Genomic DNA, 16,706 nt, shown 5'->3' with positions numbered 1-16,706 from the left:
CGTCAACCCGGTCGGCCGACCGCCGCCTGCCAGAACCCACCGCCTGCTAGAACCCGCCGCCCCCGAAGTCCCCGCCACCGCCGAAGTCCCCGCCACCGAAGCCGCCGCCGAAGTCGCCGGGGTCGAAGTCCGAGCCCGAGTAGTCACCGCCCTCGAACCCGCCGCCCGCCCCGCCGCCGAAGTCCCCGTACCCCGCCCCGTAGTCCGCCGCGTAGGCGGGGCTGGCCATCATGCCGCCCAGCATGGTGCCGACGAGGAGGCCAGGCAGCAGGGCGCCGCCGAAGTAGCCGCCGGCCCAGGGGCCGTAGGCCGGGCCCGCCTCCCAGTACGGGCGCCGCTCCCCCGAGTCCGTGGCCACCGTGCGGGACATGGGCTGCTCGCCGTCCGCGAGGCGCGTCGCGTCCGCGAGGCAGACCGGGACGGTCCGCTCGGACCCGCCGGGCGGCGCCCACTGCGCGTCCTTCACCGACGGGCCGTGGCGGGGGTCGAAGAAGCACGGCGCACGCCGCTCCGGCAGCGGTCGGCCTTCCCTGCGCGCGGCGAGCAGGGCGAGCGAGAAGCGGCCGTCCTCCAGGGACTGGGTGACGGCGCGCACCTGCTCGGGCCGCTGAGCCGCCGCCATGAACGACTTCGCCTTCTCGTACGAGTCGAGGGCGCGTTCGTAGTCGGCGCGCATCGCGTCGTCCGCGCCGGCCTCGGCGGGGTGGAAGTCCAGGCGGTCCAATTCCTCGCCGTACGCAGTGATGTCCTCGTCCACCACGACCCGCAGCTTTTCGAGGGCCGCCCGCTGCTCCTGCGCCCGCCGCCTGCGGTTGCGCCGGACCACCGCGTACGCGGCTCCGCCTCCCGCGACGAGCACCGCGCCGACGCCGACCAGAGCGCCCACGTTGACGCCGTCGTCGGAACCGGCACCGCCCCACGAGTCGGGCGCCGAGCCCCTGGCGTCCTTCACGGCCTGGTCGACGAAGGCGTTCAGCTGGGCCTTGGTGTCGGCCTCGTCCCCGTACGTCGTGACGAGGTTGGAGACGGCGTTGCGGCTCAGGACCTGCCGGTCGGCCTGCGCCGCGAAGTCGTCACCGAGCCGGATCCCGTACAGGCCCGTCACTCCGGTCTCGGTGCGCAGCTTGTTGAAGAGGTTTTCCTTGGGGAAGTCCGCGGGCAGCACCGCCACGAACACCGGCTTGTCGGCGTCCTTGATCTTCTGCGCGAGGGCGTTCGCCTCGCCCCCGGACAGCTGGTCCGAGACGGCCGGATCCACGTACACCGGGCTCTTCTCCCAGGCGTCGGCCACGGCCGGGACGCTCGCGGCCGATGCGGCCCCGGGCGCCGCCGTGAAAGACACGGCGCCCAGAGCCACGAGGAGGCCGGACAGCGCGACACCTATTCGCTTCGCCCCATTGTTCATACTTCGAAGCTAACTCAGCCGGGCCGCCGACGGAGGTCCGGAGCCACCCCGGTTTTCTACTCCACGGGCTCGACGCCCGCCCGCAGCAGGCCGTACGTGTAGGCGTCCTCCAGGGCCTGCCACGAGGCCGCGATGACGTTCTCCGCGACGCCGACCGTCGACCATTCCCCGTTGCCGTCACTGGTGGAGATCAGCACCCGGGTCGTGGACGACGTGCCGTGCTTGCCCTCCAGGATGCGGACCTTGTAGTCGACGAGCTCCATCTTGGCGAGCTGGGGGTAGATCCGCTCCAGGCCGACCCGGAGCGAGCGGTCGAGGGCGTTGACCGGGCCGTTGCCCTCCGCGGTGGCGACGATCCGCTCGCCCTTGGCCCACAGCTTCACGGTCGCCTCGTTCGCGTGCGTGCCGTCGGGCCGGTCCTCGACGATGGCCCGCCAGGACTCGACACGGAAGTAGCGCCGGGCCCGGCCCTCTGCCTCCTCGCGAAGGAGCAGCTCGAAGGACGCGTCCGCCGCCTCGTACGTGTAGCCCTCCAGTTCGCGCTCCTTGACCCGCTCGACCACGCGGCCGACCAGCTCGCGGTCGTCGCCGAGGTCGACGCCGAGTTCCTTGCCCTTGAGCTCGATGGAGGCGCGCCCCGCCATGTCCGAGACCAGCATCCGGATGCGGTTGCCCACCAGCTCCGGGTCGATGTGCTGGTAGAGATCCGGGTCGATCTTGATCGCGGAGGCGTGCAGGCCCGCCTTGTGGGCGAAGGCCGATACGCCCACGTACGGCTGGTGCGTGGAGGGGGTGAGGTTGACGACCTCGGCGATGGCGTGCGAGACGCGGGTCATCTCGCGCAGCGAGCCCTCGGGCAGGACCTGCTTGCCGTACTTGAGCTCCAGGGCGCCGACGACGGGGAAGAGGTTGGCGTTGCCGACCCGCTCGCCGTAGCCGTTGGCGGTGCACTGCACGTGGGTGGCGCCGGCGTCGACGGCGGCAAGGGTGTTGGCGACCGCGCAGCCCGTGTCGTCCTGCGCGTGGATGCCGAGCCGGGCGCCGGTGTCGGCGATGACGGTGCCGACGATGGCCTTGATCTGGGCGGGGAGCATGCCGCCGTTGGTGTCGCACAGGACGACGACGTCGGCGCCGGCCTCGGATGCGGTACGGGCGACGGACTTCGCGTACTCGGGATTGGCGCGGTAGCCGTCGAAGAAGTGCTCGCAGTCGACGAAGACGCGCCGCCCCTGCTCCACGAGGTAGGAGACGGTGTCCCGCACCATCTCCAGGTTCTCCTCCAGGGTGGTGCGCAGAGCGAGCTCGACGTGCCGGTCATGGGATTTGGCGACGAGCGTGATGACCGGGGCTCCGGATGCCAGCAGGGCGTTGACCTGCGGGTCCGTGGCAGCCGAGCCACCCGCGCGGCGCGTGGCGCCGAAGGCGACGAGCTGGGCGTGCCGGAAGGTGATCTCTTGCGATGCGCGGGCGAAGAACTCGGTGTCGCGGGGGTTGGCGCCCGGCCAGCCGCCCTCGATGAAGCCCACGCCGAAGTCGTCCAGGTGCCGGGCGATGGTCAGCTTGTCCGCGACGGTCAGGTTGATTCCCTCGCGCTGCGCGCCGTCGCGCAGCGTGGTGTCAAAGACGTGGAACGAATCGTCGGGTGTGCTGGTTTCCGTCATGCTGATCTGGCTCCTGTGTCGGATCTCGGTCTACCGGAATGACCGGCTCCACCGCCTCAATGATCCCTCGCGCTCCGCGTCCGGCTGATGTTGGGCCAGGAAACGAAAAAACCCCTCGTGGGTACGAGAGGTTTGCGCGCGGGTCTGAGAGACGACGGTGTCCGCCCGTACATGGTGGTACGAGACGGTCACTGCGGACCGGCGCGCCTGCTGCCAATAATCATGGCGAACGAGAGCACGGTGGCAGCCTGCCACAGCCCGCACACACCGCGCTGCCCCGTCTCACGATGCGGGCGGCGCGTGGAACGCGCCGCCCGCGGTGACATGAGACCTCAGCCCTCGCGCAGGTGACGTACGAAGATGTCCCGCACCCCGTTGGTGTCGCCGGGCACCAGGTTCGTGGCGTCCGACGAGAAGGCGATGGTCCTCGCGTCCGCGCCGAGCCCGAAGTGGGACACGCTGGAATCGGCTTCGCCGCCGCCCTGCGGCACGTCCACGCGCTGGTTCTTGCCGGTGCGCAGGTCACGTACGTAGAGGGAGCCGTTGCCCGGGTCGTCGGCGACGAGACCGGAGGCGCTGGAGACGAACACGACGCGGCGGCCGTCCGGAGTGATCCGGGCCTCGGTCGAGTCGCCGTCCGTCTGGCCGCCCTCGGCGTCGTACACGATCCGCTCGATGGCGTCGGTGCGCAGGTCGATGCGGAAGATGTCGTACTTCTCGTTGGTGTCGCCGGGGACGAGATCGCCGGAGCGCGCGGAGAAGACGCCGTAACGTCCGTCCCCGCTCAGCGAGCTCACACCGACCTCGCGGTCGGCGCCCGACGGCGTGAGGTCGAGCCGCCTGCCCTCGCCCGCCTGCACGTCGTAGATGTAGGTGCGTCCGTCGTGACCGGGGCGCTGCTGGCCGATCGAGTAGCCGATGCGGCTGCCGTCGGCGCTCACGGTGAACTGCGAGATGAAGTACGAGGAGCTGGCGCCTCCCGTGACGATCTCGCTGATCCGCTTCGTGGTCCCCTTCTTGCGGTCGCGGACGTACACGCCGGTGTTCATCCCGTCGACGTAGTCGCCGTTCTCCTTGAGCTGCGAGACGAACGTGACGTACCGGCCGTCCGCGCTCGTCTGCGCGGGGGTCGTGTCCTCTCCGGTCACGGGCTTGTCCGCGTCCGAGAGGCTGACGAGCTCGGTCCGCTTCTTCTTGAGGTCACGGACGTAGATGCCGCTGTAGTACTCGCCCCCTTCGTACGTGACGGCGGCGAAGGTCACGTAGCGGCCGTTGTCGCTGATGGCCGGCCGCTGGCTCACGTAGTCGGCGAACTCGGCGCCGGAGTCCTGCACGCTGACCCGTTCGACCGTGCCGCGCTTCAGGTCGCGGACGTACACGTCGGGCCAGGTGTCGGTGTCGCCCGGCACGAGGTTCTTCGCCTCCGTCGAGAAGGCCACGTACCGCCCGTCGGCGCTGACGTCCGGCAACTCGGACGCTCCGTCGGCCTGCGCCCCGCCGGGGCCGACACTGATCCGTTCGGTGCCCGGCGCGGCATCGGGCGCCGCGTACGCGGCGGGCAGGGTGGCGGCCGTGACCGCGGAGACGAGTACCGCGGCGGCCAGGGCGGCGCGGCGCTTGGTTCTGCGCATGGTTCGAATCCCCCGTGATATGCGGATGTTCGATGCGTGCAATGTCTGTGATGCGCGGGATGCTCTTATGGTTGCGGGGTTTGCGGAACTGTCCGCAGAAAGACGTCCGAGACGCCGTTGGTGTCCCCCGGCACCAGATCGGCCGACTTGGAGTCGAAGGCCACGACCGTGCCGTCGTCGTTGACCGAGGGGTTCCGCGCCGCGAGGTCGTTGCGGCCGCCGTCCGGGTCGGCGCTGATCAACTGCGTTGTTCCGGTTGCCAGTTCGCGCAGGTATACGGAGGGGACGGCCCCCTTGCCGCGCCTCTTCGCCGAGATGTACGCGACGTGGGTGCCGTTCTTGGCGAGCGAGGCCTGCGCCGTGTACCCGTTCTTCTTCGGGGCCCGGATCAGGGTCGTCGTACCCGCGTCGAGGTCGCGCACATAGACGTTCGTGTCGCGGTTGTCGTCGCGGCTCCCTTTGCCGGACGCGAGGTTGGTCGCGCGCGAGTCGAAGGCGACGCGGCGCCCGTCGTAGCTGAGCGAGGCGCCCGATGAGGGCCCGTTCGCGGCGCCGCCGTCCCGCGCCACGGACACCTTCTCCAGGGCGCCGGTGGTCATGTTCCGTACGTAGATGTCGCCGCCCTGCGCGTAGGAGACGTACTCCCCGTCGGAACTGATCGACGGATCGTCGGCGGCCTCGGCCGTTGCCTCGCTGACCAGATCGGTGGTCCCGCCGTTGAACTTGAAGCGGTAAACCCGCGGTTGCGGTGTCGGGTCCGCGTCGGTGGCGGGAAGGGTGGCCGTGTAGACGACCCACTGGCAGCCGGGGTCGAGGTGGGGCTGCCCCATCGAGGCGAAGCGGACCCCCTGGTAGCTGTGCAGGCCGGTGATCTTCCCGACCGGGCGGTTGCGGATGTAGACGGTCGGCCGGTGGTCGGGCTTCGGCGGGCTGCCGAGGGTGGTGGACTCGGAGACGAAGCCGACCATCCGCCCGCTGGCGCAGGGCGCACCGTCGTACGACGGGCCGTCCGCCCCGTAGTTGACGCCCGAGAGACCCCCGGAGTCCAGGACGGACACCCCTGGCAGGCCGTCGGCGCCCCCGTCGGAGGTGAAGGCGACCACGCGGCCGTCGCCCATCGCCGGGTCGTACGACGGGTCGGCGAGCTGCTCGCCGGTGCTGGTGGTGCTGACCCGCTCGGTGGCGGGCGGCACCGGGTCCGGCTCCGCGTGGGCAGGGAGCGCTCCCGTGACGCCGAGCAGTGCGGCAAGGCCCAGGCTCAGGCCGGCGACGGCTCTCTTGCTGCTGTTCATGACTGGATTCCCCCGGTTGGGTCAGCGGGTGTGGCGCACGAAGATGTCGGAGTCGCCGTTCGTGTCGTCGGGCACCAGGTCGGCGGCCTCCGAACTGAAGGCGACGGACCGGCCCTTGGCCGATACGGCCCCCGGCACGGCCGTCCCCGGCCCGACGGATACGCGCCTGCCGGTGCGCAGATCGAGCAGGGTGAGGGCGTCGCCCTCGGCCAGGACGGCATGCCGTGCGTCCCGGCTCGCGGAAACGGCGGGCACATCGGCGGCATGCCGGGTCCTGCCGGTCCGCAGATCGCGTACGTAGGTTCCGCCCTCCGCGTCGAAGAGGACGTGCCGCCCGCTCTCGCCGAGCTGGATCAGCCTGCCCTTGCCGAGGCCCTTGTCGACGTGGACCGTCTCGCCGGTGGCGCGGTTCCTGACCAGGACGTCGGAGGTGTCGGCGGGGTCGGCGCCGGACCCACGGGTCTGGTACGCGACCACGCTGCCGTCGGCGCTGAGCGACGCCGCGTCCTTCGGGCCGTCCGCCGCGCCGGAGATCAGCTCGTCGCCGCCGCTCGCCATGGAGCGTACGTACAGCTTCAGGGTGGGGCTCGGCCGGTCGCCCGCGCCGTACGCGACGTGTCCGCCGCCGCGGCTGACCGCCCACATCTCGCCGATCCACGCCTCCGGGTCGTCGGCGGGGCGTACGACCTGCGAGGTCCCGGTCCTGCGGTCGTGCAGATGGGGCAGCGGGACCTTGGTGCCCGCGGTGAAGCCGACGTACCGGCCGTCGCCGCTGATGACCGGCGGCGCCCAGGAGAATCCGCTCGCCCCGTCGACGGCGGTCACCTCGCCCGTGACGCGGTCCTTCACCTGGAGGCAGGTGTACGCATTCTGCCCGCAGCCGAGGTCGGTCGCCTTCGTGTGGAAGGCGACGTACCGCCCGTCGTCGCTGATCACGCCCTCGGTCGAGTTCCCGTCCAGCTGGGCGCCGTCACGCGCGGTACTGACCCGCTCGGTGCGGGGCGCACGGGGGTCGGCGCTCGCCGGGGACAGCGCGAGGCCGGTGAGCGCGGCGACAACCGCGGCGCTCACCAGTGCTCTTGAGGGGCGCGGCATCAGCGTGCCGTCCACTTGAAGATGTCGCTCACGCCGTTCGTGTCGCCCGGCACGATGTCCGCGCCGTCCGAGGCGTAGACGATGCCGCGGCCCCTGTCGGCGATGGCTCCCGCCGTGGCGCTTCCATGGCCGATCGTCCGCTCGTGCCCGCTCGGCAGGTGGCGCAGCCTGATCTCCGACCGCCCGTCGCCGTGGACGCCGTACACGAGTTGCCGGCCGTCCCGGCTCACCGCTTGCGCGCGCCCTCCCGCGAAGTGCTCGGCCTCTCCGGTGCGCAGATCCCGTACGTAGGCGCCGTCCGGGCCGTTCATCGCCACCGTGCGGCCGTTGACCTGGACCAGCTCGGACGGGGTGCCGTCGTCGACGCGGGTGAGGCTGCCCGTGACGCGGTCGCGGAGCCAGATCTGCGTGGTGCCCTTGTCCTCGTAGGCGACGTAGCGGCCGTCGGCGCTGATGGAGGGGTCCACCATGTCGCGGGCCGCGTCGGGCGGTCCGTCGCTGATGACCTCGCGGGTGTCCGTCTCGCGGTCGTAGACCTCGACGCGCTGGGGCTCCGCGGGGTGCTGCGGCTGGAGGTCGTAGGCGATGTAGCGGCCGTTCGCGCTGATGGCGGGCGACGACGCGCTGTACTTGAAGCCCCGGCCGTCGATCTGCTTGATCTCCCCCGTGGTCAGGTCGGTGAGGAAGACGTTGATGCCGTGCGAGCCCCAGCCGGTGTGCGCCGCGTACCGCCCGTCGTCGCTGATCACGGGCGCGGCCATGGAGTTCCTGAGGCGCTTGACCTCACCGGTCTCCAGGTCCTTCACGAACGCCCAGTCGTACGGTCCTTGATGCCCCTGCGTCAGGTTCTCCGCGTCGCTGTAGAAGGCGACGTAGCGGCCGTTCCCCGAGACGGACGCGGTGCGGGAGGCCCCGTCGGCCTCGGTCCCGTCGGCCGCGGTGCTCACGCGCTCCACCTTCGGTGCCGGCGGCTCGTGCGGCGCGGCCTGCGCCGCGGCCGGTAACACGGTCGTGCCGAGTGCCGCGGCCAGTAAGGCACTCAAGGACACCCGTCTGGCAACGGACACCCGCCCGGCGAAGGACACACCTCTGGCAGTGGACATGGCTTCCCCCAAAACCTGTCGCAGCCCCCGGCCCGATACCGAGAACCCACGGGGATACAAGCGCACCGCCAGGAAACGCACAATCCGCAGGAACGCGTACAACCTAGACGGGGGTCCCCGGGTCCTGAGGGGCGGCGGACGCGAGTGCTCCGTCCAGGAACTCCCTTACGTGCGCCAGGATTTGGTCACGGCCCGTGCCGCGAAGGCCGATCGCCACATGGATGGAGAATCCGTCCAGCAGTGCCCGCAGGCGGGCCGCGAACCGGTCGGGGTCAAGAGCCCCGAACTCGCCCCGCGAGACCCCTTCGGCGAGCAGCGCCACCAGGTCCCGGTGCCAGGCGCTCTCGATGGCGACCTGCCGGTCGCGCTCGTCCTCGTCGGCGTTCAGGGACCGGTTCCAGACCTCCAGCCAGAGCGTCCAGTGGGGGTCGCCGGGGCCGTCGGGGACGTACAGATCGACGTACGCGTCCAGCCGCTCGCGGGCCGTGCCCCGCCGTGCGAGCAGCCTGCCGCGCGCGGCGCCGCGCGCGGACTCGCTCCACTCCAGGGTGCGCAGGAGCAGTTCGTCCTTGGTGCGGAAGTAGTAGAGGAGGTGGCCGCTGCTCATGCCGACCTCGCGGCCGAGCGCGGCCATGGTCAGCTTCTCCAGGCCGCGCTCGGCGATCATCTCCATGGCGGTGGCAAGCACGTCCTCGCGCGGTGGTGCGTTCTTCCGGCGGGCGGCCTCGGCCACGGGTACTCCTGCGATGCTCCGTCTGGCGCTGGGCGCGCTAGATCTTCGGCTGCTGCTGGGTGATGCAGTGGATGCCACCACCTCCGGCAAAGATCGTACGGGCGTCCACGAGCGTCACGGTGCGCCCGGGGAAGAGACGGCGGAAGATGCCTGCCGCGATCTCGTCGCGCGGGTCGTCGAAGGCGCACAGGACAACGCCGCCGTTGCAGATGTAGTGGTTGATGTAGGAGTAGTCGACCCAGCCGTCGTCGTCGGTCAGGACGGTCGGCGCGGGCACCTCGACGATCTCCAGGGTCCGGCCGCGGGCATCGGTCTGCCCCCGAAGGACCCCGGCGATCTCCTTGCTGACCTCGAAGTCCGGGTGGGCGGGGTCCTGCTGCGTGTGGACGAGGACGACACCGGGCGCGGCGAAGGCGGCGACGATGTCCACGTGGCCGCGGGTGCCGAACTGCCCGTAGTCGCCGGTCAGACCGCGCGGCAGCCAGATGGCTTTCTCCGTGCCGATGCGGGCGTGCACCGCCTCCTCGGCCTGCTCGCGGGTCATGTTCGGGTTGCGTCCGGGGTCGAGCTGGACGGTGTCGGTCAGCAGGACCGTGCCCTCGCCGTCGACGTGGATGCCGCCGCCCTCGTTGACCAGGGGCGAGGAGTGGACGGGCACGCCCGCGATGTCGGCGACGTGCCGGGCGATCTTCGCGTCGTGCTCCCAGCGGGCCCAGTCCTGGCCGCCCCAGCCGTTGAAGATCCAGTCCACCGCCGCGAGCCGGTCGCCGTCGCGTACGAAGGTGGGGCCGATGTCACGCATCCACGCGTCGTCCAGATCGCGCTCGACGAGCTCGATGTCCGGGCCGAGGAGCGCGCGGGCCGACTCGCTCTGGTCGGTGCCGACGACCATCGTGACGGGTTCGAAGCGGCGTACGGCGCGGGCGACGTTCGCCCAGGCGATCCGCGCCTCGGCGAGCTCGGTCTCGTTCGTGAAGGTGGTGTTGGGGCCGGGCCAGGCCATCCAGGTGCGTTCGTGCGGGGCCCACTCGGCGGGCATGCGGAAGGTCATGGTGATCCCTACGGGAAGGACGGGCGGCGGGCGGGTCTACAGGAAGTACAGGCGGTTCAGGGACACGGAGTCGGCGGGCTCTGAGCGCACCGGGTCGCCGTCGAGCGTGACCAGGCCGGAGCGCTGGTCGACGTCGATGGAGCCGGTGCGGGAGTTCAGGCGCAGATCGGCGGGCCCGATGCCGCGGGTGCCCCGCACGGCGACCCTGCGCCGCCGGGTCGGCATCTGGTCGTTGCCCTGGTCGACGGCGGCCTGCGCGACGAACGCCACCGAGATGTCGGCGGGCGTCGCGCCGTACGACCCGAACTGCGGTCCGAGGACGAGCGGCTCGCAGGTATCGGTCGCGGCGTTCGGGTCGCCCACGACTCCGTACGCGGGGAAGCCGGACTTCAGGACCAGCTGCGGCTTGGCCCCGAAGTACTCGGGCTTCCAGAGCACGACGTCGGCCATCTTGCCGACCTCGATGGAGCCGACCTCGTGCGCGAGGCCGTGGGCGATGGCGGGGTTGATGGTCAGCTTGGCCATGTAGCGCAGGACGCGGGCGTTGTCGTCCCCGTCGCCGTCGCCGTCCATCGGGCCGAGCTCGGCCTTCATCTTCCCGGCCATGGCGAAGGTCCTGCGCACGGTCTCGCCCGCGCGCCCCATGCCCTGCGCGTCGGACGAGGTGATGCCGATGGCACCCAGGTCGTGCAGCACGTCCTCGGCGCCCATCGTCCCGGCGCGGATGCGGTCGCGGGCCATCGCCGCGTCGCCCGGCAGGTCCGTCTTCAGGTCGTGGACGGAGACGATCATGCCGTAGTGCTCGGCGACGGCGTCGCGCCCGAAGGGCAGCGTGGGGTTGGTGGAGGAGCCGATCACGTTCGGCACGCCCGCCATCTTCAGGACGTTCGGCACATGACCGCCGCCGCACCCCTCGATGTGGAAGGCGTGGATGGTCCGCCCTTCCAGGACCTTCAGGGTGTCCTCGACGGAGAGACATTCGTTCAACCCGTCGCTGTGCAGGGCGACTTGCACGTCGTGCTCCTCGGCGACCCGCAGCGCGGTGTCCAGGGCGCGCGTGTGGGCGCCCATGTCCTCGTGCACCTTGAAGCCCGATGCCCCGCCCTCGGCTAGCGCCTCGATCAGCGGGGCGTCGTGCGAGGACGAACCCCGGCCCAGGAAGCCGATGTTGACCGGCCAGGCGTCGAAGGCGTTGAACGCGTGCTTCAGCGCCCACGGGGAGTTGACCCCGACGCCCCACACCGGCCCGAATTCCTGGCCGATGATCGTGGTGACGCCGGAGGCGAGCGAGGCCTCCATGATGCGCGGCGAGAGCAGATGAACGTGCGTGTCCACGGCTCCGGCGGTGGCGATGAGGCCCTCCCCCGACACGATGGACGTGCCGGTGCCGACCACGACGTCGACTCCGTCGAGAGTGTCCGGGTTGCCGGCCCGCCCTATGGCGTGGATACGGCCTTCGCGGATGCCGATCGACACCTTGCGGATGCCCTGCACCGCGTCGATCACCAGGACGTTGCTGATCACGACGTCACAGGTCTCGCGGACGGCGGCGGCCTTCAGGTGCAGACCGTCGCGGGCCGTCTTGCCGAACCCGGCGAGGAACTCCTCGCCGTACTTCTGCGCGTCGGACTCCACCCGGACGGTCAGGCCCGAGTCACCGAGCCGGACGCGGTCGCCCGCGCGGGGGCCGTGGGTGGCGGCGTACTCGTACGGGGTGAGGCGGCGCGGTTCGGCGGGGTGGCCTCCAGGGCGGCTCATCGCTCGACCTCCTGCTGGGTGGATTCCGGTACGCCGAGGTAGCCGCAGGCGGCGGCGCGGTGCAGGGCCTCTTCGCGGGCGCCCGGCGCGTCAAGGGGTCCGTCCACCAGACCGGCGAAGCCGATCGCGACGCGCTCGCCGCCGATCGGCACGAGCCCGACCTCGGCGCTCTCGCCGGGGCCGAAGCGGACGGAGGACCCGGCGGGCACCGCGAGCCGCATGCCGTAGGCGGCCTCGCGGTCGAAGTCGAGCCGGGGGTTGGCCTCGAAGAGGTGGAAGTGCGAGGTCACGGAGACGGGGACGGTGGCGGTGTTGTGCACGGCGATCGTCGCGACGGGCGCGAGCTCCTCGTGCTCCGGTCCGGGCAGCAGCGCCCCCGGGCCCTCGCTTCCCAGCCCCGCCCCGATCGGCTGCGAGACGACCGCGAGCCGGGACCCGTCGTCGAAGACGGCCTCGACGTGCACCTCGGTCACGACATCGGCGACGCCCGGCAGGACGTCGCCGGGGCCCAGGACCGAGCGCGCCCGCTCGATCGCCTCCGTGAGCCTGGCGCCGTCGCGGGCCGCCTCGCACACCGTGTCCGCGATCAGCGCGGTCGCCTCGGGGACGTTGAGTCTGAGGCCGCGCGCCTTGCGGGCCCTGGCCAGCTCGGCCGCCCCGAAGAGCAGCAGCCGGTCGCGTTCCGTGGGGGTAAGCCGCACGCCACCACACCTCCATCGTTTGAACAACACTCTAACCACGAGATTGACACGACGGAAACATTGACGTGCGAGCTTGACTCAGGTCACATTGAGCGGCACTCAAACAGTCGAACGGCGGCCTGTGTGCGCAGGCCGCCACGATCGAGCGTCAGGGGCACCCTCATGCCGATAGAACAGCGCGGAGTCGACACCATCCCGGACGGGGAACGCACCAGCGGTCCCCGCGATCTCATCTCGATCCTGCTCGGCTCCAACCTCTCTCTCGGGGTGATCGTCTTCGGCTGGCTGCCGGTGTCGTTCGGCCTCGGCTGGTGGGCGTCGGTCACCTCCGTGGTGGCGGGCACGGTGATCGGCACGGCCCTCACGGCGCCGCTCGCCCTGGTCTCGCTCCGCACGGGCACGAACCTCTCCACCTCCTCCGGGGCCCAGTTCGGCGTGCGGGGCCGCCTGGTCGGCTCGATCGTCGGGCTCCTCCTCTCCCTCGGCTACACCGCGCTGACCATCTGGATCGGCGGCGACGTGATGGTGGGCGTCCTGCACCGCCTGATCGGGCTCCCGGCGGGCGGACTCTCGTACGGGATCGTTTACGCGCTGCTCGCCGCGGCCACGGTGACGGGCGCGGTGTACGGCTACCGGGTGCTGCTGCGTCTTTCGCGGGTGCTCGCGGTCGGCATGACGGCGCTCCTCGTCCTCGGGGTGGTCGCCTACGCCCCCGACTTCACGACGTCGGCGCTTCCCGAGACCGGCGGCTACCTCCTCGGCTCCTTCTGGCCGACCTGGCTCCTGGCCCTGGTGGCGGCGGGCCTGAGCGGCCCGATCGCGTTCATCACGCTCCTGGGCGACTACACGCGCTACGTCTCCCCCGCCCGGCACACCTCGCGCACGGTGCTGCGGGCTTCCTGGGTCGGCCTCCTCGCGGGCCTTCTCGTGCCGCAGCTCTTCGGTACGTTCACGGCGTACGCGGCGGGCGCTGCGCTCGACTACGCGGGCCCGCTGGTCTCGGCGTCCCCCGCCTGGTACCTGGTCCCGCTCCTGCTCGCCGCCTCCGCGGGCTCGGTCGGCAACGCGGGCCTGATGCTGTACTCGATGGGCCTCGACCTGGACGCGATCCTGCCGCGTGCCTCGCGGGCGCGGGCGACGTACACGGTGGCGGTGGTGGCCACGGGGTGCGTGTTCGTGGGCCACTACGCGTGGCAGGCGCAGGACGCGATGACGTCCTTCGTGCTGCTCCTGACGGCGATCGGCACACCGTGGGCGGTGATCACCCTGGTCGGCTTCGCGCGCTGCGGGGGCGGCTACGACGCGGAGGCGCTCCAGGTCTTCAACCGCCGTTCCCGGGGCGGGGTCTACTGGTACCGCGGGGGCTGGAACATCCCGGCGACGGTGAGCTGGGCGCTGGGCGCGGCGGTCGGCCTCGCGGCGGTCTCGCTCCCCTCCTACGAGGGGCCGCTGCTCTCCCTGACCGGCGGAGTGGACTGCAGCTTCCTGCTGTCGGGGGTGGTGGGTGGTCTGGCGTACGTGATCCTGGAGCGGGGGCGGGTGCCGGAGCCCGCGGCGGACTCCGACGGACCGGCGGTCAGCGTGCCGGCGCCGTGATCAGCTCCTGCAGGTACCGCTCCGCAGCACGTCGATGGATGGCGAGGGTCCCATCGCGCCCCGCGTTCCCCTGACCGAACAGGCTTTCCCGCCCACCCATCCGATTGCCCCGCATCGACCGGCGGACAAAGGCCGGCCCGGAGGGTTCGCCTCCGGGCCGGCCTCCCTGCGCGTAAGCCCTCAGCCGAGGTCATGCATCCAGCCGTGCCGGTCCTCCGCCGTGCCCCGCTGGACGTCGAGCAGCGCCTCGCGCAGCTTCATCGTGACCGGGCCCGGCTCGCCGCCGCTCTGGGTCCACTCGCCCGAGCGGCACTTGACCGTGCCCACGGGGGTGATCACCGCGGCCGTGCCGCAGGCGAAGACCTCCGTCAGGGTGCCCTCGGCGGTGTCCGCCTGCCACTGGTCGATCGAGACGCGCGCCTCCTCCGACTCGTAGCCCAGGTCACGGGCGACCGTGAGCAGCGAGTCACGGGTGATCCCGGCAAGCAGCGAGCCCGTCAGGGTCGGCGTGACGATCTTGTCCCCGTACACGAAGTACAGGTTCATGCCGCCGAGCTCCTCGACCCACTTGTGCTCCACGGCGTCCAGGTAGGCGACCTGGTCGCAACCCTTCTCCGCGGCCTCGGCCTGCGCGAGCAGGGACGCCGCGTAGTTGCCGCCGGTCTTGGCGTCGCCGACGCCGCCGGGCACGGCGCGCACGCGGTCCTCCGACAGCCAGATCGAGACGGGCTTGACGCCACCGGGGAAGTACGCGCCCGCGGGCGAGGCGATGACGATGAAGAGGTACTCGTTGGCCGGCTTCACGCCGAGCCCGACCTCACTGGCGATCATGAACGGCCGCAGGTACAGCGACTCCTCGCCGCCGTGTGCCGGAACCCACGCCTTGTCGGCCTTCACCAGCGCGTCGCACGCCTCGATGAACGTCTCGACCGGCAGCTCCGGCATGGCGAGCCGCCGTGCCGACCGCTGGAAGCGCTCCGCGTTGGCCTCGGGGCGGAAGGAGGCCACCGAGCCGTCGGGGCGGCGGTAGGCCTTGAGGCCCTCGAAGATCTCCTGCGCGTAGTGCAGGACGTTGGTCGCCGGGTCGAGGGAGAGCGGGCCGTACGGCGTGAGCTGGCCGTCGTGCCAGCCGCGGCCCTCCGTCCACTTGATCGTCACCATGTGATCGGTGAAGTGGCGACCGAACCCGGGGTTGGCCAGGATCGCCTCGCGCTCCGCCTTCGACAGCGGGGACGAGGTGGGCTTGAGCTCGATCGTGGGTGTCGGCGTCGTCGTCATGAGTACTAGTCCTTCACGGTGTGATGGTGACGGACCGCGCTCACGCCTGTACTTCTCGTACTAGGACGTCCGAGTAACCCTGCATTCCGCGGCCCCACGTTCGATTATCGCTCGCGTGGCGCCGAGGAAGAAACAGCATGAATGCGGCCCGGGGGTCGATGGTGGCACCCGGAGCCGCATACGAGAAGCCGCCGGGTGGTCAACCGGACCCGGCGGCTTCTGTGTCAAAAGGATGAGCTGCCGGGTCAGCCAGCTACTCGTACGGCGAGCGCGTCGCCGATCTGCTCGGTGGTGCGGACGGTGTCACCGCGCTCCGCGAGGTCGGCGGAGACGGCGGCCTCGATGCGCGCGGCCTCGTCCTCGTAGCCGAGGTGGCGCAGGAGCAGCGCGACGGACAGGACAGTGGCCGACGGGTCGGCCTTGCCCTGTCCTGCGATGTCCGGCGCCGAGCCGTGCACGGGCTCGAACATCGACGGGAACTCGCGGCTCGGGTTGATGTTGCCGGAGGCCGCGACGCCGATGCCGCCGGAGACGGCGGCGGCGAGGTCGGTGATGATGTCGCCGAAGAGGTTGTCGGTGACGATCACGTCGAACCGCGCGGGGTCGGTGACGAGGTAGATCGTCGCCGCGTCCACGTGGATGTAGTCGGTGGTGACGTCGGGGAACTCCTTCGCCACCTTGTTGAAGACGTTCGTCCAGAGGTGTCCGGCGTACGCCAGGACGTTGTTCTTGTGGACCAGCGTCAGCTTCTTGCGCGGGCGGGCCTGCGCACGGGCGAAGGCGTCACGGACCACGCGCTCCACGCCGAAGGCGGTGTTGACGGAGACCTCGGTGGCCACCTCGTGCGGGGTACCGGTGCGGATCGAGCCGCCGTTGCCCGTGTACGGACCCTCGGTGCCTTCGCGTACGACGATGAAGTCGATCTCGGGCTGGCCCTTGAGGGGGGTCGAGACGCCCGGGAGCAGCTTCGAGGGCCGCAGGTTGACGTGGTGGTCGAAGAGGAAGCGAAGCTTCAGCAGGAAGCCGCGCTCCAGGACGCCGGACGGGACCGAGGGGTCGCCGATCGCGCCGAGGAGGATCGCGTTGTACTGCTTGAGGGCCTCGGCGTCCGCGTCCGTGAGGGTCTCACCAGAGGCGTGGTAGCGCTTGGCGCCGAAGTCGAACTCCTTGGTCTCCAGCTTCACATCCTGCGGGAGGACGGCATTGAGGACCTTGAGCCCCTGGGCCACGACTTCCGGGCCGATTCCATCACCGGGGATCACTGCGAGATTGATGCTGCGAGACATGACGGCAGCCTACGCTTCGTCCCACGGGATGACACACACAGTCCGGCATGCGGACACTCCTGGTCACGCCACGGGTGGGTCATCACATGGCCACCCTGCCTTTACCCGCAGGCCCG

Annotated in this window: 13 protein-coding genes; 1 reads left to right on the top strand and 12 read right to left on the bottom strand. The window is 71.0% G+C overall.

Going from position 1 to position 16,706, the window contains the following annotated elements; translation table 11 throughout:
• Nucleotides 1-46: 46 nt before the first annotated feature.
• The 10 genes from ACWFR3_RS19770 to ureA all read right to left on the bottom strand — a co-directional run bounded on the left by ACWFR3_RS19770 (nucleotide 47) and on the right by ureA (nucleotide 12,430).
• Complete coding sequence (locus ACWFR3_RS19770) at nucleotides 47-1,405, bottom strand: hypothetical protein (protein WP_453735893.1); 1,359 nt, start codon at nucleotides 1,403-1,405, stop codon at nucleotides 47-49.
• A 56-nt stretch (nucleotides 1,406-1,461) separates the two neighbouring features.
• Entirely contained in the window at nucleotides 1,462-3,066 is a 1,605-nt protein-coding gene (gene cimA / locus ACWFR3_RS19765) for a citramalate synthase (protein ID WP_453735892.1), read from the bottom strand.
• Between the two features lie 332 nt (nucleotides 3,067-3,398).
• Nucleotides 3,399-4,697 (bottom strand): TolB family protein, encoded by a 1,299-nt coding sequence (locus tag ACWFR3_RS19760; protein WP_453735891.1) that lies wholly within the window; start codon nucleotides 4,695-4,697, stop codon nucleotides 3,399-3,401.
• A gap of 65 nt (nucleotides 4,698-4,762) precedes the next feature.
• Nucleotides 4,763-5,989, bottom strand: a complete 1,227-nt coding sequence (locus tag ACWFR3_RS19755) for a TolB family protein (RefSeq protein WP_453735890.1) — start codon at nucleotides 5,987-5,989, stop codon at nucleotides 4,763-4,765.
• A 21-nt stretch (nucleotides 5,990-6,010) separates the two neighbouring features.
• Entirely contained in the window at nucleotides 6,011-7,060 is a 1,050-nt protein-coding gene (locus ACWFR3_RS19750) for a hypothetical protein (RefSeq protein WP_453735889.1), read from the bottom strand.
• A 23-nt stretch (nucleotides 7,061-7,083) separates the two neighbouring features.
• Nucleotides 7,084-8,031, bottom strand: a complete 948-nt coding sequence (locus ACWFR3_RS19745) for a TolB family protein (RefSeq protein ID WP_453735888.1) — start codon at nucleotides 8,029-8,031, stop codon at nucleotides 7,084-7,086.
• 259 nt (nucleotides 8,032-8,290) lie between these two features.
• On the bottom strand, nucleotides 8,291-8,860 hold the full coding sequence (locus ACWFR3_RS19740; RefSeq protein ID WP_453735943.1) for a TetR/AcrR family transcriptional regulator: 570 nt from the start codon (nucleotides 8,858-8,860) through the stop codon (nucleotides 8,291-8,293).
• A 97-nt stretch (nucleotides 8,861-8,957) separates the two neighbouring features.
• Complete coding sequence (locus ACWFR3_RS19735; RefSeq protein WP_453735887.1) at nucleotides 8,958-9,971, bottom strand: agmatine deiminase family protein; 1,014 nt, start codon at nucleotides 9,969-9,971, stop codon at nucleotides 8,958-8,960.
• 36 nt (nucleotides 9,972-10,007) lie between these two features.
• Nucleotides 10,008-11,729 (bottom strand): urease subunit alpha, encoded by a 1,722-nt coding sequence (locus tag ACWFR3_RS19730; RefSeq protein WP_453735886.1) that lies wholly within the window; start codon nucleotides 11,727-11,729, stop codon nucleotides 10,008-10,010.
• Nucleotides 11,726-12,430 carry an urease subunit gamma gene (gene ureA / locus ACWFR3_RS19725; RefSeq protein ID WP_453735885.1) on the bottom strand — a complete coding sequence of 235 codons (705 nt, stop codon included), beginning with the start codon at nucleotides 12,428-12,430 and terminating at the stop codon, nucleotides 11,726-11,728. The genes ACWFR3_RS19730 and ureA overlap by 4 nt, the downstream gene beginning before the upstream one ends.
• A 162-nt stretch (nucleotides 12,431-12,592) precedes the next feature.
• Between ureA and ACWFR3_RS19720 the strand changes: the two genes are divergently transcribed.
• Nucleotides 12,593-14,026 (top strand): cytosine permease, encoded by a 1,434-nt coding sequence (locus ACWFR3_RS19720; protein WP_453735884.1) that lies wholly within the window; start codon nucleotides 12,593-12,595, stop codon nucleotides 14,024-14,026.
• Nucleotides 14,027-14,206: 180 nt separating this feature from the next.
• On the opposite strand, the gene ACWFR3_RS19715 is transcribed toward ACWFR3_RS19720, so the two are convergent.
• Nucleotides 14,207-15,304: a branched-chain amino acid aminotransferase gene (locus ACWFR3_RS19715; protein ID WP_453735883.1), complete on the bottom strand. Its 1,098-nt coding sequence runs from the start codon at nucleotides 15,302-15,304 to the stop codon at nucleotides 14,207-14,209.
• A gap of 245 nt (nucleotides 15,305-15,549) precedes the next feature.
• Entirely contained in the window at nucleotides 15,550-16,590 is a 1,041-nt protein-coding gene (locus tag ACWFR3_RS19710; protein ID WP_453735882.1) for a 3-isopropylmalate dehydrogenase, read from the bottom strand.
• Nucleotides 16,591-16,706 lie beyond the last annotated feature (116 nt).

This window comes from Streptomyces sp. NPDC055189 (assembly GCF_053606765.1).
Note: the sequence above shows the minus strand (reverse complement) of the source record. Positions and strands in the feature narration are given on the sequence as shown.

Coding starts and splice junctions, on each gene's coding strand:
- ACWFR3_RS19735 (WP_453735887.1), bottom strand. CDS start 9,971: ATGACCTTCCGCATGCCCGCCGAGTGGGCCCCGCACGAACGCACCTGG.
- ACWFR3_RS19730 (WP_453735886.1), bottom strand. CDS start 11,729: ATGAGCCGCCCTGGAGGCCACCCCGCCGAACCGCGCCGCCTCACCCCG.
- ACWFR3_RS19760 (WP_453735891.1), bottom strand. CDS start 4,697: ATGCGCAGAACCAAGCGCCGCGCCGCCCTGGCCGCCGCGGTACTCGTC.
- ACWFR3_RS19715 (WP_453735883.1), bottom strand. CDS start 15,304: ATGACGACGACGCCGACACCCACGATCGAGCTCAAGCCCACCTCGTCC.
- ACWFR3_RS19710 (WP_453735882.1), bottom strand. CDS start 16,590: ATGTCTCGCAGCATCAATCTCGCAGTGATCCCCGGTGATGGAATCGGC.
- ACWFR3_RS19740 (WP_453735943.1), bottom strand. CDS start 8,860: ATGGAGATGATCGCCGAGCGCGGCCTGGAGAAGCTGACCATGGCCGCG.
- cimA (WP_453735892.1), bottom strand. CDS start 3,066: ATGACGGAAACCAGCACACCCGACGATTCGTTCCACGTCTTTGACACC.
- ACWFR3_RS19720 (WP_453735884.1), top strand. CDS start 12,593: ATGCCGATAGAACAGCGCGGAGTCGACACCATCCCGGACGGGGAACGC.
- ACWFR3_RS19770 (WP_453735893.1), bottom strand. CDS start 1,405: ATGAACAATGGGGCGAAGCGAATAGGTGTCGCGCTGTCCGGCCTCCTC.
- ACWFR3_RS19755 (WP_453735890.1), bottom strand. CDS start 5,989: ATGAACAGCAGCAAGAGAGCCGTCGCCGGCCTGAGCCTGGGCCTTGCC.